22 protein-coding genes are annotated in these 19702 nt (G+C 42.0%); 10 read left to right on the forward strand and 12 right to left on the reverse strand.

From position 1 onward, the window contains the following. The first annotated feature begins 1075 nt into the window (after positions 1-1075). The gene (locus HWQ23_RS20570; RefSeq protein ID WP_292832021.1) at positions 1076-2542 is read left to right on the forward strand and encodes an MFS transporter; all 1467 of its coding nucleotides are present in this window, start codon (positions 1076-1078) and stop codon (positions 2540-2542) included. A 302-nt stretch (positions 2543-2844) separates the two neighbouring features. Here HWQ23_RS20570 and HWQ23_RS20575 read toward each other — a convergent pair whose 3' ends face one another. The 8 genes from HWQ23_RS20575 to HWQ23_RS20615 all read right to left on the reverse strand — a co-directional run bounded on the left by HWQ23_RS20575 (position 2845) and on the right by HWQ23_RS20615 (position 10717). After that, entirely contained in the window at positions 2845-4119 is a 1275-nt protein-coding gene (locus HWQ23_RS20575; RefSeq protein ID WP_292832024.1) for an ATP-grasp domain-containing protein, read from the reverse strand. A 326-nt stretch (positions 4120-4445) separates the two neighbouring features. After that, positions 4446-5318, reverse strand: a complete 873-nt coding sequence (locus HWQ23_RS20580; protein ID WP_292832026.1) for an isoaspartyl peptidase/L-asparaginase family protein — start codon at positions 5316-5318, stop codon at positions 4446-4448. A 14-nt stretch (positions 5319-5332) separates the two neighbouring features. Continuing rightward, complete coding sequence (gene hflX, locus HWQ23_RS20585) at positions 5333-7021, reverse strand: GTPase HflX (protein WP_292832029.1); 1689 nt, start codon at positions 7019-7021, stop codon at positions 5333-5335. 732 nt (positions 7022-7753) lie between these two features. Continuing rightward, positions 7754-7951, reverse strand: coding sequence for a type II toxin-antitoxin system HicA family toxin (locus tag HWQ23_RS20595; protein ID WP_292832032.1), 198 nt, complete (start codon positions 7949-7951; stop codon positions 7754-7756). After that, a complete protein-coding gene (locus HWQ23_RS20600) occupies positions 7952-8197 on the reverse strand; it encodes a DUF1902 domain-containing protein (RefSeq protein WP_292832035.1) in 246 nt (81 codons plus the stop codon). A gap of 84 nt (positions 8198-8281) precedes the next feature. After that, positions 8282-8947 carry a hypothetical protein gene (locus HWQ23_RS20605; RefSeq protein ID WP_292832038.1) on the reverse strand — a complete coding sequence of 222 codons (666 nt, stop codon included), beginning with the start codon at positions 8945-8947 and terminating at the stop codon, positions 8282-8284. A 73-nt stretch (positions 8948-9020) separates the two neighbouring features. Beyond that, complete coding sequence (locus HWQ23_RS20610; RefSeq protein WP_292832041.1) at positions 9021-9560, reverse strand: DOMON-like domain-containing protein; 540 nt, start codon at positions 9558-9560, stop codon at positions 9021-9023. After that, positions 9557-10717 carry a phosphotransferase enzyme family protein gene (locus HWQ23_RS20615; protein WP_292832044.1) on the reverse strand — a complete coding sequence of 387 codons (1161 nt, stop codon included), beginning with the start codon at positions 10715-10717 and terminating at the stop codon, positions 9557-9559. Before HWQ23_RS20615 ends, HWQ23_RS20610 begins: the two co-directional genes overlap by 4 nt. Before the next feature lie 217 nt (positions 10718-10934). On the opposite strand from HWQ23_RS20615, the gene HWQ23_RS20620 reads away from it, so the two are divergent. The 6 genes from HWQ23_RS20620 to HWQ23_RS20645 all read left to right on the forward strand — a co-directional run bounded on the left by HWQ23_RS20620 (position 10935) and on the right by HWQ23_RS20645 (position 14149). Then, a complete protein-coding gene (locus HWQ23_RS20620) occupies positions 10935-11282 on the forward strand; it encodes a hypothetical protein (RefSeq protein WP_292832047.1) in 348 nt (115 codons plus the stop codon). A gap of 16 nt (positions 11283-11298) precedes the next feature. Next, a complete protein-coding gene (locus tag HWQ23_RS20625; RefSeq protein ID WP_292832050.1) occupies positions 11299-11661 on the forward strand; it encodes a DUF4288 domain-containing protein in 363 nt (120 codons plus the stop codon). Between the two features lie 84 nt (positions 11662-11745). Then, positions 11746-12252: a pentapeptide repeat-containing protein gene (locus HWQ23_RS20630; protein WP_292832053.1), complete on the forward strand. Its 507-nt coding sequence runs from the start codon at positions 11746-11748 to the stop codon at positions 12250-12252. 21 nt (positions 12253-12273) lie between these two features. Next, entirely contained in the window at positions 12274-12456 is a 183-nt protein-coding gene (locus HWQ23_RS20635) for a hypothetical protein (protein WP_292832055.1), read from the forward strand. A 97-nt stretch (positions 12457-12553) separates the two neighbouring features. Next, entirely contained in the window at positions 12554-13552 is a 999-nt protein-coding gene (locus HWQ23_RS20640; RefSeq protein WP_292832058.1) for an aldo/keto reductase, read from the forward strand. A gap of 12 nt (positions 13553-13564) precedes the next feature. Next, positions 13565-14149 (forward strand): TetR/AcrR family transcriptional regulator, encoded by a 585-nt coding sequence (locus HWQ23_RS20645; RefSeq protein ID WP_292832061.1) that lies wholly within the window; start codon positions 13565-13567, stop codon positions 14147-14149. 9 nt (positions 14150-14158) lie between these two features. Here the strand turns inward: HWQ23_RS20645 and HWQ23_RS20650 are convergent, their stop codons facing one another. Then, on the reverse strand, positions 14159-15601 hold the full coding sequence (locus HWQ23_RS20650; protein ID WP_292832064.1) for an MlaD family protein: 1443 nt from the start codon (positions 15599-15601) through the stop codon (positions 14159-14161). Between the two features lie 151 nt (positions 15602-15752). Then, positions 15753-16535, reverse strand: coding sequence for an ABC transporter ATP-binding protein (locus tag HWQ23_RS20655; protein ID WP_292832066.1), 783 nt, complete (start codon positions 16533-16535; stop codon positions 15753-15755). A 588-nt stretch (positions 16536-17123) separates the two neighbouring features. Between HWQ23_RS20655 and HWQ23_RS20660 the strand changes: the two genes are divergently transcribed. After that, on the forward strand, positions 17124-18167 hold the full coding sequence (locus HWQ23_RS20660; RefSeq protein ID WP_292832069.1) for a threonine aldolase family protein: 1044 nt from the start codon (positions 17124-17126) through the stop codon (positions 18165-18167). Positions 18168-18310: 143 nt separating this feature from the next. Here the strand turns inward: HWQ23_RS20660 and HWQ23_RS20665 are convergent, their stop codons facing one another. Further along, positions 18311-18850 (reverse strand): DciA family protein, encoded by a 540-nt coding sequence (locus tag HWQ23_RS20665; protein ID WP_292832419.1) that lies wholly within the window; start codon positions 18848-18850, stop codon positions 18311-18313. Between the two features lie 144 nt (positions 18851-18994). After that, on the reverse strand, positions 18995-19144 hold the full coding sequence (locus HWQ23_RS20670) for a hypothetical protein (RefSeq protein ID WP_292832072.1): 150 nt from the start codon (positions 19142-19144) through the stop codon (positions 18995-18997). A 52-nt stretch (positions 19145-19196) separates the two neighbouring features. On the opposite strand from HWQ23_RS20670, the gene HWQ23_RS20675 reads away from it, so the two are divergent. Continuing rightward, positions 19197-19421: a type II toxin-antitoxin system HicB family antitoxin gene (locus HWQ23_RS20675; RefSeq protein WP_292832075.1), complete on the forward strand. Its 225-nt coding sequence runs from the start codon at positions 19197-19199 to the stop codon at positions 19419-19421. After that, entirely contained in the window at positions 19421-19660 is a 240-nt protein-coding gene (locus HWQ23_RS20680; protein WP_292832078.1) for a type II toxin-antitoxin system HicA family toxin, read from the forward strand. Before HWQ23_RS20675 ends, HWQ23_RS20680 begins: the two co-directional genes overlap by 1 nt. Positions 19661-19702 lie beyond the last annotated feature (42 nt).

A 19702-nucleotide genomic window follows, 5' to 3' on the forward strand; every position in this document is an offset into this window, starting at 1 on the left:
AATCAAGGTTAAAAACCATATCTTTCGTAAGGGCACAGCATTGCTGTGCCCCTACAGCATGATCTATTTACGTAGTTTACCGCCGTAGGCATCGCAGGATAATTAAGAAAAGCCTGAAAACTTCCTCAATAGAATTTATTGCAGATCACGATGCATTTGTAAAGTGCGTAAGTCCTAATTATTTACCATCCCTGGAGTTAGCATGTTAAATAGACAAATAGCGTATCTTGGGAATCTCTCTCCACATCATCTAAAAAGACTACTCAAAGAAGTTCAACTTAAATCCGAACCCTAACTATTGCTTATATAAATACAGTATTATTTATGTCTATGTGTACATAGTGTCAGCTAAATTTGACGATTTCTCTATAAAGGTATTAATTCTTAAGGATGAATTTGGTAAATATCTATTATTCTCTGTCCAAAAAGCATTAATTAATTGCTATAAATATTATTATGAGAAAGCTTTGAGCACAGAAATGAAATTTATGTCACTTAATTGACTTTGTTGATTAGAAGCCTAAGAGGTTATTTGAAAAGTATTATTGCTAACATCATCTAAGCCTCCCAAACCTAACACACTGAGACCCCCTTGCCTTGTACGAATGGGGGTTTAAAAGCCTCTCGACCTTTCTCTTAGACGAATGGAAGCGGGGTTCTTAGTATACTTTGCGACTTTTCTAACATCCTCTAAACGCAGTTATATGCCAGTTTTTTCTGTGAGAGCAGTTTATAGGCAATAGTTACTATCGACTAAGTAGGCGAGAATAAATCAAAGTAAGTTAAGTAATGTAAAAAATCTTGAGATTACTTCGTAGTGTTCGCGTAGCGTCTCGTAGAGAGGGCTTCAGCCCTGATTTTAGGACTAAAGTCCTGTTTACGATACGCTACGCGTAGCAAGATCCCCAAAGGGGTACACTACAAACCTTTAATTATTTACACCGCTCTACTTAGTCTCCCGCACAAGTAAGTAATTGCAATGCGTTAGAGCTTATTGATGAAATCTTCTATAAGTTTTACTAATTGTGGCTAAGAGTAGCTATAAGAATTTAACTTTAAATAGTGATAAGATCATATGGTTGAGCCTCAACAAGATCACATTTCAGTAGAAGCTAGTTCTCTTCCCCCTGTCCCCATTCAAGAAATCTCAGAGGATAGGGCATTAACAGAGACGGTACTTTTCCCAACGCCAAAACTGTTTCTAAAAATTTCTAAGTTAGAAATTCGCCAAAGTCTCAGGGCGTTAACTTATGAGAGTGTCTTTGCTGCGCTTTTTTATAGTATTATCGGTGGCGCATTGCTCAGTAATTTCTTGCTAGAGTTAGGTGCTGGCCCAGTAGAAATTGGTCTGCTTGCCGCTATTCCTCAGATAGTGAATCTGCTTCAACCACTGGGAGCGTATTTGGTAAACCGAAGTACGAGCTTCCGGTGGTATTTCATGTGTATTTTCACCCCATCGCGGCTGCTATGGTTGATTCTTCTGCCAGCGATTTGGTTGGTTAATTCATCTGATATCACTGGGCACCAAGTAGTACAGTTGACATTGGCAATTCTCTTAGTAGCTAATATCATCGAAGCTTTTGGTCGTGCGCCTTGGCTTGGGTGGTCAGCTGTGTTAGTACCTCAACAGTTGCGGGGGCGATATTTCGGCTTTCGCAATAGTATTCTCGGCTTAACTAACCTTGTTACTGTGCCCCTGCTAGGTTTAGCGGTATCAGCTTGGCCTGGTGGAACACTTCAAGGTTATGGTGCAGTCTTGGTTATAGGGATCATACTAGGGATAATCAGTATCGCCTCTCAGTTCTGGATGGCTGATGTAAACCCACAGCTTTTAAAAGTTGCAGATTCAGACACATCGCAGCCGCAGCCTCAGGGAATAGATTTTAGCTTGTTTAAAGATGCTAATTTTTTGAAGTTTGTGCTTTACCTGAGCATCTGGTGCTTTGCTGTTAACATCAGCGCTCCTTTCTTTAACCTCTATATGCTGGATAACCTGGATATAGATATTAGTGTGGTAACGATTTATCACGCCTTAGGAACTGGTGCGAATATGTTAATGCTGCTTTTGTGGGGCAAGCTGGCCGACCGGATTGGAAACCGTCCGCTACTACTATTAGTGGGAGTGTTAGTGGCGGTAACACCTCTACTGTGGCTGGCAGTTGGAAGCGATCAAATTTCTTTTTGGATCTGGTTACCCCTATTGCACGTACTAGCTGGCGGGACGTGGGCGGCAATTGATTTGTGTACTAACAATTTGATGATGGGAATAGCACCATTGCGTTATCAGTCGAATTATTTTGCGATCGCAGGTGCAGTTGCTGGTATAACTGGAGCAATGGGTATCAGTCTTGGTAGCTTTCTAGCAACTCTGCCTGGTGTTGCGGGTTTGCTAGGGCTGTTTGTTCTCTCAGGCTTATTACGAATGGCTGCACTTGTGTTTTTGGCTTTTGTTCAAGAGCCACGCTCAGTACCAGTGAGTCAGTTAATGCGAGTCCTGTTTCCCATCAGGCAGTCACCTAATTTGATTGAAGTAGAGGAATAAGTTTTTAACTAACTATTAATAGGGGCAGGGGTTGCCTTTCTTTACCTGCCTTTACCTGCCTCTAATATAGGACAATACCCTTGGGTTAAGCCTCAAATCCTTTGTAGAGACGTTGCAATGCAACGTCTCTACCATACCTAAATAGGACTTACGCAAAAACCCTCTCAAACTCTCATTCCTCCGTGACCTCTGCGCCCTCTGTGGTTCGTTTTCCGTTACCCGTGCGTAAGTCCTACTAAAATCAATACCAAAAATCTTTAACCCAAGCGTTTTGTAAACTACTAAGGTAACAGTGGTGCTATTTAAGGGAGCCATTGTAATCCCTTATTCTGTAATTTACGCTCGATATGCTGCATTTCCTGGATAGTTTCTCCAGTAACGATCGCATAAATATCTGTGTTGATTTTTCCGTATTTGATTTTCTCTAAAGCCGACAGAATGATTAAATTCTTGCGATCTAGTTCTGGTTTTAAGGCGACTAAAATTGAATCCAGCGTACCTTCCATGCGGTAGTCACTGGAATATTTAGCTACTCCCTTTCCAAGGGAGAGTAGGGTATTACGCTGCAAGCACAACGGAGTCGAGCCATTGACTCGGAAGTTGGCATCGATCGCATAAAATTGTCCGTCTTTATCTTCCAGCACATCAAAACCAATCACGCCGAAATAACCCTGTTTGTGAGCATACTGACCAAGGTTAGCAATCATCTCAAAGAACTTGCTCATGTCAGTGTTGCGGTAGTCAATCAGTCCCCCCAAATAGTTGCCTTCTGGAGTAACGAGTTGGCCGGTAGTGCCGATGAGGGTTATCTCTCCTAATTTGTTGACATAGAACTGTACGCAGTAATTCTGCACTTCATTCTTGACGAACTCCGAGACAATAATCGTATCGAGCAACTTAATATTGAGATATTTCCTAATTTCTTCAAGGCAGTAATTCAAATCGCTGGCGCTTTTGATGATGTAAGTGCCTTCTCCTGAGAGTCCGTGCGAGGTTTTAATTAAATATGGAAATTGTGGTAATTGAATGTCTTCGAGATTTACTTGGTGCAGATTATAGCTCTTGTATTTCGGACATTGCACCCCCAATTCGGCTAGGGTTACTTTGCTGAGTAAGCGGTAATGAGTGTCTGGATCAACAGCGTGTTTTTCTCTTTTGAGGTGATCAAAGGGAAATAAACTAATGAGTTTGTCAAAGCGTTCGCTGTGGCTGAGGTCATCCAGATAAGTCGAGCAATCCATCATTTCAATATTGGAGTGGCTGAAGCCAAAATGCTCTTGCCAATATTCAAGCAGCGACTTTGGCGGTTGTATAATCACAATTCCAGGAATGCGATCGCCTAATACAGCCAGATTTTTCCAAGGTTCCTTCTGACAAATCTTGTCGAAGGAGGTTTTGGTGGCTTCACTACTACCATCTTGAATAAAATATTTTTTCCGGTTAGGGTAAGCAGCCCAACTGGCAGTTGCAGGGTAATTTAAAATAAACCCATAACCAGAAGATGCATCTGTGATATCTTCAGCAAACAGATCAGAAAGAGTACTCCCTTGAAAATAATGAAAGTCGTATTTTGACATCTACTCCTCCGAGAAACCGCATCCACAAAGGAATGCGGTTGTTTATATTAAACAAGTTTTCTGAATTTCCAAGTAATATGATGTCCGGGCAATTAAGCATAATAAATACCCGGAACCCCAAAGAGCCAAAGCTACGCTTTAGCTCCCCTCCCCGCCTGCGGGGAGGGGTTGGGGGTGGGGTTCTTTTATTATGAGTAATTTGGCGGACATGACATAACACTAACTTGGAAAAACAAAGCTATATATTCAAACTTGAAAACTCAGATGTAATTTAGCTTCATTAATCACGCATTACCTTAGCGTAGCCCATTACGAATTGGTATGAGTTATTTCTTGGTAAAGACAGCTACCTTGTCTTGTCCTTCGGTCATATAAGCGCAAGCCATGTGTGATGAATTATACGCCCAGCCAACGCGTCCTTGACGGTCTATGAGGATGCACCCGGCTTCACCTTTCACCTTAGAAGCTAAAGTGTCAATTGCCATCTGTGCTGCTTCATCTGGGTGTCTGTCTTCACTTAAGAAATCGATCGCAGTTTTAGCCAAAACCACGGGGATAATTGACTCGCCATCACCTGTTGTTGAGCAACCGCCGAATTTATTATCAGCGTACAAGCCACAGCCAACAAGCGCAGTGTCACCAACGCGACCTTGTTGCTGCTTCGTAATGCCGCCAGTTGAAGTGCCAGCAGCTAAAATGCCGCTAGCGTCCAAAGCTACACAACCTACTGTGTTGGGGCGATCAATAACTTTTTGATCCTCCTTCCACTCCTGCCACTGTTCATCAGCTATCAAGTTTTCTTTTTTACACATTTCGGCTCCGCAGTCTACGGCAAAGCGTTCTGCGCCTCGCGCTACTAGCAGCCTGGGTTTTTCATCCATAATCTTCCGTGCCACTGAGATTGGATGACGGATGCCCTGAACTGCTGCAACTGCTCCCCAACATAATGAGCCTTCCATGATCGCCGCGTCTAACTCCACCTCTCCATCGCTGTTGAGAGTTGCACCAAGACCAGCATTAAATGTCTGGTCAGTTTCCAGAACTCGAATAGCTGCTTCAACAGCTTCTGCGGCTGTACCTCCACTGATTAGCACTGCCCAACCAGCTTCTGCTGCTGCTGTACAGCCTGCATTGTTGGCTGCAACTTTGTCGTCTGTGATCGTTTTTGCTCCACCGTGAACAATAATGGTTGGTGTCATATAATTTATTCTTGTTAGTATGAATTTTGTGGGACTGCGATCGCCTTAACTCTTTCGTCAATTAGTTGCAGCGATCGCATTTTTAAAGTCTCTAAACCCAAGCGCTGGCTTGCTGATATAAACACAGCTTCGGGATACTCTTGTTGAACTCTAGCCAGGGTTTCGCTATCTACTTGGTCAACCTTGTTAAAAGCAATCAAACTTTTTTCTGGAATCTCAGGCATTTCTTCGAGTATTTCCAGCACACTTGCAATATGGCTTTCCCAAGCTGGATGGGACAAATCCACAATATGAATCATGGCCGAAGCCTCAACTACTTCCTCCAATGTGGCGCGAAATGCATCCATCAGTGGTGGTGGGAGTTCGTGAATAAACCCTACAGTATCTGTGAGCAAAATCGACCTGCGTTGTTGTGTTTCTGGTTCTGTAATTACCACCTTGCGGGTTGTTGGGTCGAGGGTAGCAAATAGTTGGTCTGCGGTGTAAACTTCTGCATTAGTTAACACATTTAACAAGGTAGATTTTCCAGCATTGGTATAGCCAACTAATGCCAGAACCGGAATTTCTTGCTGTTGTCGTTGTTGTCTAATGCGGGCGCGATGTGCTTGTAATTGGTTTACTTCTTCCTGTAGTTGACCAATTCGCCGTTGAATTATTCGCCGTTCCGTCTCTAGTTTTGTTTCACCAGGGCCTCGCGTACCAATCCCCGCACCTAATCGAGACATTTCCTGACCGCGACCGCGCAGCCGAGGTAACATATATTCGAGTTGCGCCAGTTCTACTTGTAATTTACCTTCTTGAGTGCGAGCGCGTTGAGCGAAAATATCTAGAATTACTTCCGTGCGGTCTACAACTCGGATGCCAATTTCCTGTTCTAAGTTGCGGGCTTGAGATGCTGAAATATCTCGGTCAAAAACGATTAGATTAGCTCTTAGTTTTTGAGCCAAAAGGGTGATTTCTTCAATTTTTCCCTTACCAACTACTGTTTGGGGATGGATGCGCTCGCGCTTTTGCCGCATTATATCCAGTACAATACCCTTAGCGCTTTCCACCAAACGTACTAGTTCTGCCAGCCCATCTTCAAACCGTTGCACAGATACATCTTCTGTCTGCACTCCCACCAGCAGCACCCTATCTTGGTCAGAGACAATTTCTTGAGATAGGAATATCCCATCCCCAGCATCAGCAATTTCTCTCTCCCATTCGTGAACTAGATCATCAAATTCTTGTTCGGTTAAGTCATCCAAACTTAGAGGAGGTGAAATAACCCAAGGACTCTCTGGATCGGGGAAAAGGTAAGTTAGAAAAGCTTCTTTTACTTCGCTATCAGTTGCGGTTAATATTACAAGAGCATCTAAGCGCTGACGCATCATTGCAATTAACGATGCTTCATCAGGTGGTTGTGATTTCAATTGAGTAGCAACACAACGGATTCCGCTCAAGCGTTCGGCACTGCGGCGAGGTAATTCTTCAGGCGGAATTTGAGTTTGATTTGGTGTTCCTACAGCAATTCGGATAACTTGCCCACGCCGATTGATATAACAACAAATTGGGTGATGAATTTCTTTAGTAATTGCAGCTAAGGCTTGGGCAAATTCCGGCGTAATTAATCTATCTGCTGGTTGATTTTCCTCGTAAAGCCGTTGTAATTGTTTTATTTGGCTAGCTTTTATCCCTTGAGTATTGCCATAAATTTTTTGCATAAATTAACAGTTGCTAATTTGCTTTTTAGCTATCTCTCTTATATTCTGCCCTGTTAAATTTTAATTAACTCTATCAAACGAAATAAGCAAATTAGTTTATTTTTAATCTTAAAATAACGTTACTAATTCTATATAGAAGTGATCAACCAACATCCATAAAAATGTAAATTTGTAAATACCACTTTGGTTTAAATATTAAAACTATTTTTTCTGCCTGCTAGTGCGATCGCACTTTTAAAATATTCAAATAGCGGTTGTAAATAAGTATTTTTTTAAAATTACCATTAAGTAGGTGGGAAAATTTATAAGTATGTCAACTTACTTTTTGCTGTGCATCTACCGCGAATATAATAGTGAAAGCTTTTGTCTCTACCTATGTCTCTGTTGATGCCATTGCCAAGCATGAGTGAGGATTTCATAGGGTTTGGGATAGTGCGGACACCAACCTAAAACTTTAATTGCTTTGTCGCTGTTAGAGGATGTTTTAAAAGTCCTCTTCTGGGTAACAAAACGTTTTAGATCCCCCTAAATCCCCCGATAAATTGGGGGACTTTGATTCCGGTTCCCCCCTTTTTAAGGGGGGCTAGGGGGGATCAATAAGTGCCTAAAATCACAGCAAACTACTTTTAAAACATCCTCTCACCAACTAAAATAGATGGGTCAGTAAGTTGGCAATCGCTATTATCTACAACTTTTCCAGTATCCAGGTTCTCGACACAAAAATTATCAAAATTAAAACGCTTTAGACAGTCCTGCTTGTTTTAAAACTGCGTTAGCTGTATGGCGTGATTTGATATAACTATCTACTACAAAACGACGGTCTGTAATTGGACTATACCAAATTTCATGGTCTCCCTTACCTTGCCTTTCAAAGTAGCACCCAGCTTCCACAAGCATCTTTTTTAACTCAGGAGTAAAAGACACACTCATTTATGAAGCCACCTCTATCAATTCTTGTCGATGGCTGGTTAATTCAAAGCTGATAGAACCCACATAATCATAAGGCACAATTTGATTCAGAAAAAGGAGTTCTGGAATAATTTCTCTGAGCTTTTGCGTAAGAGACTCAATCGTAGAAGCTTCTGTTACCAATCCTGGCACGTTTTCACTAGTTGCTACCCAAACTTCTGCATCTTTATCCCAAAATGCATCAACCTTCAATGTGTTTTGTGTCATGATCGAGCGCTAAACACTAATTTACGATAGTAATTCAAGTTTAAAACAATAAACTGCGATTCAAAGGTGTTCCTCTAGCTTTTGTCAAAACATACTCAGTTGAACAGGCTCATGCTCATTATAACCATGAAGTATAACCAATCGCCTTGCTTCATAACGATTGCGTAATTCTTCCAAAGCTTGAGGGTTTGCACTGCGAATGTTTGGATCTCCGATAAAGCACTCGAAGTGTTCTTGATAAAACTTTTTCATAGGTTTGCTTATAAGTTCATGAGGGTTACAATTTCTTGCTGCAAGAACTTCTATTGCAGGAACAACAACAATACCCGATTGCTGAGAATAGAGAAAAACAAAGGAGGCTGAGGAATGTGATAACATCTTCTCACATTGTTCTTTAAGTCGAGAAAATTCTTCACTACTAAAAGTCTGACTTGGTTCAATACGCTTCGACTGGGCTAAAAATCCTTTTGCAATTCGATAACCCTCAACTGAAAGCTCCAATGCAGCTAAGAAGTCAGCACCAAATTCATTTTCTTGGCTTCCTCGTCCTCTATCTGTAAGTGTCTTAACAGTCCATCTCACTCCTGCTGTAGTTTTATCATTCAGTACATGCTCCATAACACCTAGTAGTCTGTCAGTAATTGCTGGCTCTTGTTCAATTCTTCCATCACGCATAGCTTCCAGAGTTTGTTTTTCTACTTTTCCAATATTAAAAACAAGATTAGTAATAAGCTTTTTATTAGCGAACATCAGGAGTAAATTTCAATGACGAGTTTTAATGTTTTAGCTTATCCTATTATTCCCAACTTCAGTGAAATATAACTCACAACTCAAGGATGAAACTATCCCGCAGATGAAAGTCAGCTTCCGCGCCTTGATGAGTTAACGCCCAATAAGTTACCTCACCATTTCTGTGTTTAATAACGGTAGTAATGCCAACTTCAATAGCTTGTTCTGCCGAGATGATTTTATCCAAATCTACATCCAACACAAGTGTTAAACCATCAGCTTGATTTTGAACATTAAACGGTAGGTTTTCAAAAGCTGTTTCCTCTTGCATTTGTTGACGGTATCCATCAAAGCGATAGACATTCCAGTGTCCGCCGGGGGAGAGGTTAAATTCCCAATACCGTGTAGAATCTTTGATGCCAACGAAGAACTCGAAGCAGGTGTCTTCCCAAAGTTGATGCTTGCGTGATGGAGTATTTGATGGTGGATCTATCGCAATTTCTTTGAAATCGCCCTCAAGCATATAGCGGATGGCAAGTTTATTACCATTTCTGGAAATATTACCTGAAATTTTCAAATTAGGCAGGAATTTTGTAGAAGGGAAGGGTTGCAGGCAAAATGTCTGGTCATTCATTTCATGCCTTTGATAATATTGCAAATCTGCGTTTTTTGAGATTCAATACTTTCGGTAAGCTTAAACTGGACGATCGCTCTTGCCAAGTTATGTTCTGAGTGCTTAACTTTGAAGTAGACATTCCCTGCTAAATAATCAGCAAAAAATCTCAGTCCTAGTTCAAAGGTGATGAGACGAATTGCATCGTATATATATGCATAGTCATTCTCAGTCAGAAATGCCTTGGCCACAGAGAGATAACCCTGTAGGATTTCCTGACACAAATCAGTGTCGAAATAAACACTTTCGCAATTTTCAGTTTCTTCTCCAGCCGGATTGCAACCCGATCGCAGGCAATCACCAATATCGTAATGTACCAGACCGGGTTTAACAGTGTCGAGGTCGATGACGCTGACGGCTTGCTGGGTAGCAGTGTCAAACATGACATTATTGATTTTTGGATCACCGTGCATCAGACGCAGGGGTAGTTTGCCTTCAGCTTTGGCATTTTCTAGGATATATGCAAAAGTTTGGCGATCGCTAACAAACTGCAAACAATAATTAACTTCCAAAGATTGACTAGCACTAGTTTTCGCCAACACTTCCTCGTAATGCTGAAGATAAAGCGGTGTAATATGGAACCCTTCAAGGGTGTCGGCGAGTTTTTCTGCTGGCAAATCGCTGATCAGATTGTGGAACATCCCCAAGGCATAACCGATTTCTTTCGCATATGAGCGATCGCGCATCGTATCAAAAGACTGGGAGGCTTCAATAAAGCTAATCGCCCGCCAAAAAGAGCCGTCTCCATCCCTCCAGTGATCTTGAGCATCCTTGGTTAATAGTACGCGTGGTACTTCCCAGCGACGATTCAGGGGTGTGTGCTGTAACCGTTTGTGAACATGCTCGGTGAGGGTACGCATATTTTGCATAATCAGTTGTGGCTGACGAAACACCTGCGTATTGATGCGTTGCAGGACAAAATGTTGTTCTTCTGAGCAATCCAGAGTTACTAAGAATGTGTCATTGATATTACCACTTCCAAATGGTTTAACGCCTGTAACCTTCCCCGATTGGGCAAATTGGTTAGCGATGGCTGCGCCCGCCGTTCGCGTAGCGTCTCGCAGAGAAGGCATCGTAACTAAATTTTCTGCCCCCTGTGTATTGAATTCTTCTGTCATGTTTGTGTTTGACCTCCTTACGTATATTGCACAAAGGCAATAGGGGATATCCTAGCGCAAGTGTCAAGATAATTCATAATTCGTAAATAAATATCACCTAATTGATTGTGATAAATGTAGTTTTTGAACACGGTTATAAATTTTTACCAGAAATTACGGTATGAATGGTATTTAGAGTAACTAGGATTTCTATCAAGTTCGCTTAAATTTGAGCATAATGCTAGAAAAACGTCTATGTAACCCACTGATGGGTCTTTTCGCTGTGGGATTAGTTCTACAACCGATTGCCACCCATTCCCAGATTGTGACAGATGCTTTCAAGAATGCACATTTATTCAAGTTGTCCTTAGTAATAAGTCAAGTTAGACCCGGTGGGAGTTGTGAAGCAAACGAAAACTTAAGTTTATTCGCTGATACTTTTATTAGTGCCTGCCGCAAAGCATCAATTAGACGTGAGTTTCCCAGCGAGTATTTAAACTCTTATTTAGAAGATATCAAAAACGACAGATCAGCCACCGGTAAAAGGGCTTGGAAGTTATTAAATGATGGTAGATTCAAGAAGTAATCTTGGAGAATATTGAATGAAACCTAAAAGTGCAGATAAAACAGAATCCTTTTACATTGCAGTAATTCTTTATGAATCATCCTCCAATGCACCGGATTATCAACCGTTGTATCAGGAGTGCTTTGTGCTGCTCAAAGCTAGTTCTTTAGAGAAAGCTCAAGAAAAGGCTATAAGTTATGCGAAAAAAGAACAAGTCAGCTATAAAAATGAGGATGGAGAAACTATTACCTGGTCTTTGAAACAGGTGATAGATGTGAATTCAGTATTGGATGATGACTTTGACTCAACTAGTGATGGTGTTGACTTATACGCTAGACATTTTCGTAATTATGAGGCTTACCACTCATTTGAACCATTCTTGTCTGAAGAGGAATTATAAACCAGTGCTATTTCATTCTCATCTAGCCCGCCTCAAAATGAATTCTGAGTCTAAATATATGTTGTTTAATGTGGGGATTGAATTATGGATGTTGAAGAATTGGTAGTTCGATACGATGAGGGAGAGCGGAACTTTGCTGGTGTTAGACTTTACGTTGGAGACAATAACCTCAAAGGGATCAATTTGCAAGGAATTAACGTGCGTGGTGCCGATCTCATTGATGCCAATCTCGCTGGTGTCGATCTCACTAGAGCCGATCTCACTGGAGCCATTTTGGAGGGAGCGAATTTGGAAGGTGCTATCCTCAGAAAAGCTGAATTGTATTCTGCTAACTTGTTCTGGTGTTGTTTGGTTGAAGCTGATTTGACTGATGCCGTCTTGACTCACATGAATGCTACTTGTGCCAATTTCCGAAGTTGTAAGCTGCCTAGTTTTGGTTTCTCCCATGCTATTTTGAAGAAAACTGACTTCCAAGATGTCAATATTTCCAGAGATGTTATCTGTCGCCACGGAAATTTGATTTGGAATACTATTATGCCCGATAGGACTATCGAAAAGGGTCCATATATTGGTAGCTTCCCCGGTCGTTGAAGCCTTAATGAATCAAGCATTTTGCAGAAAGTTAGTGGCTTCACCAGTACTAATGGAGCCGAAATACCTGCCTTCGATCCTGAAAGCGATCGCCTGTTTATCGTTGCTGACAGTATAGTTGAAATTTATAGTGTCAATAATACAGGTGCGCTGACCTTGGCTGGTTCTTTGATAACCGGATTTACCCCCCCCGGAGGAACATAAGCCATTCCCAACAGCGTTGCAGGTATTGAATGACAGATATTGACTTTTGTCAGTTGTTCGATGATCATAGTTGTATCACCACAGTGGAGAACTTACTATGTTGTCGCGTCAACTGGGAAAAAACGGTTCAACAATATCGGCAGTTGGGCTTGGCTGTATGGGCATGTCTGATGTTTATGGGCCAGCCGATCGCAAAGAAAGTATTGCAACGATTCATGCAGCGCTTGATGCAGGCATTAATTTACTTGATACAGGCGACTTTTACGGCATGGGGCACAATGAACTGCTGCTACACGAAGCTCTAGCAGGACGGCGGCGGGAAGATGTTTTTATTGCTGTTAAATTCGGGGCGCTGCGATCGCCTGACGGCAACTTTATTGGCTTCGATGGTCGTCCTGAAGCCGTGAAGACTTCACTTGCCTATACATTGAAACGACTGGGAACCGATTACATTGACCTTTACCAGCCAGCCCGGCTCGATCCGACAGTCCCCATTGAAGATACCGTTGGGGCGATTAGCGAAATGGTGAAAGCTGGATATGTTCGCCAGATTGGTTTATCTGAAGTGGGTGCAGATACAATTCGACGTGCTCATGCGATTCATCCGATCACCTGCCTTCAGATCGAATATTCGCTCCTGAGTCGTGGCATTGAGGATGACATTCTCCCAACAGTTCGTGAATTGGGCATTGCTGTCACCGCTTATGGAGTCCTCTCACGGGGGTTGTTGAGCGGTCACTGGTCGAAAGAACGCTCTGAGCAAGCGCAAGACTATCGAGGAAATCTGCCCCGCTTCTCTGGAGAAAATCTGGATCGGAATTTGTTGCTGGTCGAAGCCCTTCGCCTGATTGCCCAAGACCAGAATGCGACAGTTGCTCAAGTGGCAATTGCTTGGGTGCTGTCGCGGGGGAACGACATTGTGCCGTTGATTGGAGCGCGGCGTCGCGATCGCTTAAATGAAGCGCTGGGTGCGCTGGATCTACACTTAAGTCAGGATGATCTCACCCGGATTGAGGCAGCAGTGCCACTGAATGCCGTGGCTGGCGATCGCTATCATCCAGATCAAATGGCGATGTTGGATAGTGAAAAAAGGTAAAATACCCGTAGCATGAATGATTCAGCTTTGACACCGGAGCGGATTCTCGACGCTGCCGAAGAGGTTTTGCGTCGTTACGGTCTGGCAAAGGCAACAGTCGTGGATGTGGCTCGCTTTTTAGAGGTGAGCCACGGCACAATTTATCGGCATTTTCCCAGCAAGGTTGCCCTGCGCGATGCAGTAGCAGAACGGTGGCTGCATCGGGTTTCCACACCATTAGCAGCGATCGCCGAAGAACAGGGTTCCGCCGTTGAACGGTTGCGCCGATGGTTTGAGCAACTTATAACTCTGAAACGTCAAAAAGTCCTGGATGAGCCAGAGTTGTTTGCAACCTATTCTGCGATCGCCCAAGAGGCGCGAGGGGTAGTTCAAGCTCACATTGATCAACTGGTAAGGCAAGTTGCTGCGATCGTCGAGAGCGGTATTTCTAGTAACGAGTTTCGGGTAACAGATCCGCAGGTAGCGGCGAAGGCAGTCTTTCAAGCAACAGTTAGATTTCACCATCCAGCCCACGCATCCGAATGGAGTGATCCAGACATCGACATGGACTTTGCCGAAGTATGGCGCTTGATACTTGCTGGTCTTGTGGTGGGATGAGTTAATCGTTTAGTGGTTGTCAGTCTCCAGTTGCTCCCGTTGCTTACCATACTCCCGCAGCTGCTTCAAGAGGTCTTCTTGGGATGAATTAGGAATAGACAGACTGGGGGTTGGTTGAACGTTGGTGTCGGTACTGGCAAAATTAGCAGGTGAAGGATTAATTATGTAAACGGGTAGGGACTTGTCATTAGACATCGCCTGTTGGGTTGGCGCTGGGGTAGGAATTAGATTATTTGGTTTGCTCACAGCAGCTTTTACCGAATCTAGAGTACTAGCAACTTGCACTTGTTGCTGCATCTGTTGTGTAGAAGATACTAAACCACTTAGACCATTCACCAATCGTCGCAAATTTTGGCGGAAAGTCGGATCACCTGTTAATTCATCCAAATCAGATGTAATTTTTTGGCTATTTTCAAACGTTACTCGTGCTGAATCTAAAGTTTGTTGCAGCAGCACCAGATTCTTTGGATCATTTAAGCTTTTGGAAGCATCGCGTAAATTACCTGAGGCTTGGGCTGCATTTGCTGAAAGAGTTTCTAAATTGTTGAGTAATTGTCCTTGAGTCAATCGATTGACAGATGGTGATAAGCTACTGACTGTAACACGCAGTTGGTTGCTGGTTTCGGTGATATTGTTCAAAGCACCAACCAGCGCCGAACGATTTGTTGTCAACAGATTATCCAGGTTGTTCAACAAACGATTTGCTTGAGTTGCAGTTGTACCGAATTTATCTAAAGTTTGAGTTGTGGATGCATTAAGTTGGTTTGTCGCCCGTTGCACTGAATTAGCAGTGGCTGAAAAGGTATTAAGTTGTTGTCGTAAGCTTTTGGTCAAACCTCGGAGATCCTGACTTAGCTCACTAAAATTGGATGCTGCAACTGTTGTAGTTTCTAGAACCCTATTGACATTTCTATAAAATTTTGGGTCATTGTATGCAGAGGCTAGGTCAGTTGAACTGCGAATTAGTTCATCAACACTGATGCCAACCTGACCTTTTAACCGAGAGCCATTACAGATTATCAGACTGGGATCACAATTTTTATCTAGGGGTTTAGCAATCACAACCCCAGCAGGTAAGGTTGCTTTTGGTGTGATGTCGATAATACTTTCGCTAATTAACCCGCTTTGATTAGCTTCCACCACTACATTCCGGGGGATAATTAAGTCAGTTTTGGCAATTTCAACCTCTACATCAATGGCATTTGGCCCTGGTCGAATCTGGGAAATAGTTCCTACTTTAACGCCACGATAGCGAACTGCTGCTCCCTTTTGCATTCCGCCAGCGTTAGCAAATTCCACAATAGCTTTGTATGAACGACCAGCAGCAGTGAATCTATTTAACCACAGAAAGAGTAATCCAAATACCCCTAATCCTAGCAGGACTAATAATCCTACAGAGCCTTCTCTAAATGTTCGCCCAGACGCGAAGCTGCTTGTCATAAAACCTCGCATTTTTTTGCCTCCACCAACAACGAATTAGAAGTTATGAGTTATAAGTTATGAATTATGAGTTGAATTTAACTCCTCACTTCTCATTCTTAATTCCTCACTTCTCATTCTTAACTCCTCACTCCTGACTTTATAACTCTTCACTTTTAAGTTTCTAGGCGACGAATTGAATCGGCCCTTGCACACTTCCACTGATAAATTGTCTGATCAACGGATTTTCTGTGTTGTGTATTTCAGTAACTGTACCCTGCCACTGCACTTTACCTTCATAGAGAAATATAAGTCTATCAGCAGTACGGCGGGCAGTGCTAGCTTGGTGGGTAACAACGGCATAGGTACCACAATTTCCATGTGAACTTTGCAAATAACGGATTAAATCTTCGATTACTGTTGAGGCAATCGGATCAAGTCCGGCTGTCGGTTCGTCGTATAGTAGAACTTCTGGGCCTTCTGTGAGGCTATCGGGGTTAGACATAACTGCACGGGCAAAACTTACCCGTTTTCGCATTCCCCCTGAAAGTTCGGCTGGGTAGAGGTGGCCTATGCCTGGCAAACCTACCATATGCAATTTTTCTTCTACCAAATCTCGAATGCGCGATCGCGGTAGGTTTGAATTTTGATAAAGTAAAAATCCCACATTCTCCTCCACCGTCAGCGAATCAAATAGCGCCGCCTGCTGAAACACCATGCCAATGCCAACCTGCTGGGTACCATCCTCAATCAAACCCTCTCGCCGCACTCCTTGCACATAAATTTCTCCTTCATCGGGACTAAGCAACCCCGCCATTACCCGTAAAATTGTTGATTTACCAGTCCCTGATGGGCCAATAATCCCCAGTGCTTCTCCCCGGTAAATGGTCAAGTCTACATTATCTAGAACTTTATGGCTACCAAAGGACTTAGAAACACCTTTCAGTTCAATCAATGGTTCAGTCATTAGTTATTAGCCATTGGTAAGCCAGTGCCTTGGGCGGTTCCCCGATTTGTAGCCCTACAAGAGTGATGTCATAATTATTATATTCGTAGGGCATTGTGTAGTACATTATAAGTATATGATTACCATTCTGATTAGCAAACTTTATTTTTTTAACATAATATTTAGTTATTTGCGATGTTTAACGTCCCAGAATCCCCTCAACCCAAAGCTGACAAAGACACCGTAGTAATCTAACGTCTCAGTAAAGGTAAACTAAGATTCCGATTTTCTGTGGACATCAGTAAAGTTATATAATAGTATATCTATACTAATCGGTGCTATAACTCCTCAGAGAAAAGCTACGAAAATGAAAACTAATTAACAGGTTGATGCAATATCTAGCAATTCTATTTGATTTGTGAAAATCAAAAGGTTGAGATTCCCGACTTATATAAAAAGCCGGGAATATTGTTGTTCAGCAATGATTAAGTAGAGCTATAGAAATATTTAGTTTACTACCAATTCAAAGTTCTTGTAAGTAGCATTGGCAAGTGCTAAAATTCTTCACTAATATTGTAACAATTACTGAGAAAAATCTAATTAGAGATTATGAATAGTAACTCAGAGCAGTTTGCAAGTGATAATTCCTCTGGTATTTGCCCGGAGGCGCTGGAATATATGATTAGGGCAAATCAAGGTAGTGTTCCAGCTTATGGAAATGATCAATGGACTCAAAAAGCCACAGATTATTTTCGAGAACTCTTTGAAATTGATTGTGAAGTATTTTTTACCTTTAATGGTACAGCCGCAAATTCTTTATCTTTAGCTGCTCTTTGTCAATCATATCACAGCGTCATTTGTCATGAAACATCTCACATAGAAACAGATGAATGTGGCGCACCTGAATTTGCATCTAATGGTTCTAAACTGTTACTTGCTCAAGGTAAAAATGGTAAGTTAACATCAGAGGCGATAGAGGCAATTGTCACTAAACGTACTGACATTCATTATCCCAAATCTAAAGTTATTAGCGTCACACAATCAACTGAATTAGGGACTTTATATTCTATTGAAGAACTTCTGAAAATTAAAGAAGTTGCGAAAAAATATAACTTAAAGATTCACATGGATGGCGCTCGTTTTGCAAATGCAGTTGCGGCTATGAATAAAAGCCCTGCTGAAATTACTTGGAAAACTGGAGTGGATGTGTTGTGCTTTTGTGGTACAAAGAATGGAATGGCATTAGGTGAAGCGATTCTTTTCTTCAATAAAGAGCTAGCAGAGGATTTTGATTATCGATGCAAGCAAGCAGGTCAGCTAGCCTCAAAAATGCGGTTTATCTCTGCTCCCTGGTTGGGTTTATTGGAAACTGGTGCTTGGCTAAAAAATGCCAGACATGCTAATCAATGTGCTGAATACTTAGAAAATCAACTATTAAATATAGAAGGTGTTGACTTGATGTTTCCTAGAGAAGCCAACGCCGTGTTTGTTAAGCTACCGGAAGAAGTCATTCACGCTTTAAAAGCAAAAAAATGGCAGTTTTATACATTTATTGGTGTGGGAGGAGTACGTTTTATGTGTTCTTGGAACACAACAAAATCAAGGATTGATCAATTGATAGGTGATATTAAAAATGCAATTTACAAAGATTAAAGTATGAGAAACCTAAAATAATCGAATAAGTAATAAGGTTTGTAGTAAGGGCTGGAGCCGCTTACAATAAGCCAATTTAATTAATTTTACTTTGTTGTGATTAGTTTTTATAAATCTAGGCGTAGGTTTTTGGCGCTAACCCTTCAAAACTGTTTAGCAGCACAGATAGAACAGACTGCCCAGCGTTGGAGTTCGCCGGGTGGGGTGGGAGATTGACACTGGGGACAAAGGGGTAAGCCATGCGATCGCGATCGCATGATCTTAGTCCAATGTCCAAAAGCAGCATTTACATCATTAGTGGGTGTAGCATCAGGGCGGCTAATCTCATCACCAAGGTAACTGGGATGCTCATGGGGCGAAACCGTTTGTTGCTCTTTTCTGTCCACAGATGCATTTTGCCAGCTAGCAGTAGAGAAGCGAATATCAACCAAAGGTGTTGGCAGCTTTTTATTCAACTTTAAAAGCAGAGAGGAGCGACTAAAAGTTAGGTTTTGCGCCCAAGCAGCACTAGAAGTTGCTACCCACAAAACATCGCGCTGAATCGACAATGGGCGAGTATGTGCGGCAACTACTGGGCCAACAACTTCTGCCCAAAACTTGAGCAGGCGTTGAAATGGTTGCTCCTGCCATTTAGCCTGCTTTTCCAGAACACCTAAAATATCATTAATTGATTTCAACGACATCGTTAAAACTGGGGAGTGGGTGAATTGTATACCCATTTACTTCACTATTCATCTGTAAGGTGAACGATTGGCTCTAGGTTTAGACAATTGTATCGATTAAACTGCTCTTGTCTATCACTCCTGTAGCGAATTAGGCGATCGCTTTCAATTACTCGTACTTTGCGATCGCCTCATAGAAGATCCTTCGGCAACTTGACGCTGAACATTAACAGGTAGCCTGGAAACCACGTTTACCACCAGAACCGATGAAGTAGCTGTGGGAAGCACCTCAAAATAACGGCATAATAAAACCACAATAGAGCATAAAATATGCAAGTTAAATGAAATAGGACTACAAAGAAAATCAATGAGAGCAATCAAAATTATTGTTGAAAAACATAATGACGGTTACGTAGCCTATCCCTTGGGTATCAAGGGAGTTGTAGTTGGCGAAGGTGACACCTATGCAGAAGCACTAGCTGATGTTAAATCTGCTATCCACTGCCATATAGAGACATTTGGTCAAGAGGTTTTAGAAGAGGAATCACCAGTGTTAGAAGCTTTTGTGGCGGAAGCTGAGGTTCCTATTTAATGGTTAAATTTCCAGTAGATGCACCTAAAGCTAAAGTAATTAAAACATTGGAATTTCTTCGATTTACTATTATTAGGGAGCGAGAGCATATTGTTATGGAGCGAGAAAACGAAGATGGAACAAAAACTCCACTGACTATGCCTAACCACTGTCAAATTAAAGGTTCGACGTTGAGATCCATCTGTACTCAAGCGGGTATCTCAAGAGAGGATTTTTTGTCTGCTTATGAGCAAATCTGAAAGGCTGCATTCCCTTTTCACTAAAAACACTCTAAAAGATAC

Source organism: Nostoc sp. JL33, from assembly GCF_017114985.1.
Classification (GTDB): domain Bacteria; phylum Cyanobacteriota; class Cyanobacteriia; order Cyanobacteriales; family Nostocaceae; genus Nostoc.

Excerpts from the sequence above, each read along its gene's own strand:
- HWQ23_RS20570 (WP_292832021.1), top strand. The coding sequence starts at position 1,076 with ATGGTTGAGCCTCAACAAGATCACATTTCAGTAGAAGCTAGTTCTCTT.
- HWQ23_RS20575 (WP_292832024.1), bottom strand. The coding sequence starts at position 4,119 with ATGTCAAAATACGACTTTCATTATTTTCAAGGGAGTACTCTTTCTGAT.
- HWQ23_RS20580 (WP_292832026.1), bottom strand. The coding sequence starts at position 5,318 with ATGACACCAACCATTATTGTTCACGGTGGAGCAAAAACGATCACAGAC.
- hflX (WP_292832029.1), bottom strand. The coding sequence starts at position 7,021 with ATGCAAAAAATTTATGGCAATACTCAAGGGATAAAAGCTAGCCAAATA.
- HWQ23_RS20595 (WP_292832032.1), bottom strand. The coding sequence starts at position 7,951 with ATGAGTGTGTCTTTTACTCCTGAGTTAAAAAAGATGCTTGTGGAAGCT.
- HWQ23_RS20600 (WP_292832035.1), bottom strand. The coding sequence starts at position 8,197 with ATGACACAAAACACATTGAAGGTTGATGCATTTTGGGATAAAGATGCA.
- HWQ23_RS20605 (WP_292832038.1), bottom strand. The coding sequence starts at position 8,947 with ATGTTCGCTAATAAAAAGCTTATTACTAATCTTGTTTTTAATATTGGA.
- HWQ23_RS20610 (WP_292832041.1), bottom strand. The coding sequence starts at position 9,560 with ATGAATGACCAGACATTTTGCCTGCAACCCTTCCCTTCTACAAAATTC.
- HWQ23_RS20615 (WP_292832044.1), bottom strand. The coding sequence starts at position 10,717 with ATGACAGAAGAATTCAATACACAGGGGGCAGAAAATTTAGTTACGATG.
- HWQ23_RS20620 (WP_292832047.1), top strand. The coding sequence starts at position 10,935 with ATGCTAGAAAAACGTCTATGTAACCCACTGATGGGTCTTTTCGCTGTG.
- HWQ23_RS20625 (WP_292832050.1), top strand. The coding sequence starts at position 11,299 with ATGAAACCTAAAAGTGCAGATAAAACAGAATCCTTTTACATTGCAGTA.
- HWQ23_RS20630 (WP_292832053.1), top strand. The coding sequence starts at position 11,746 with ATGGATGTTGAAGAATTGGTAGTTCGATACGATGAGGGAGAGCGGAAC.
- HWQ23_RS20640 (WP_292832058.1), top strand. The coding sequence starts at position 12,554 with ATGTTGTCGCGTCAACTGGGAAAAAACGGTTCAACAATATCGGCAGTT.
- HWQ23_RS20645 (WP_292832061.1), top strand. The coding sequence starts at position 13,565 with ATGAATGATTCAGCTTTGACACCGGAGCGGATTCTCGACGCTGCCGAA.
- HWQ23_RS20650 (WP_292832064.1), bottom strand. The coding sequence starts at position 15,601 with ATGCGAGGTTTTATGACAAGCAGCTTCGCGTCTGGGCGAACATTTAGA.
- HWQ23_RS20655 (WP_292832066.1), bottom strand. The coding sequence starts at position 16,535 with ATGACTGAACCATTGATTGAACTGAAAGGTGTTTCTAAGTCCTTTGGT.
- HWQ23_RS20660 (WP_292832069.1), top strand. The coding sequence starts at position 17,124 with ATGAATAGTAACTCAGAGCAGTTTGCAAGTGATAATTCCTCTGGTATT.
- HWQ23_RS20665 (WP_292832419.1), bottom strand. The coding sequence starts at position 18,850 with ATGTCGTTGAAATCAATTAATGATATTTTAGGTGTTCTGGAAAAGCAG.
- HWQ23_RS20675 (WP_292832075.1), top strand. The coding sequence starts at position 19,197 with ATGAGAGCAATCAAAATTATTGTTGAAAAACATAATGACGGTTACGTA.
- HWQ23_RS20680 (WP_292832078.1), top strand. The coding sequence starts at position 19,421 with ATGGTTAAATTTCCAGTAGATGCACCTAAAGCTAAAGTAATTAAAACA.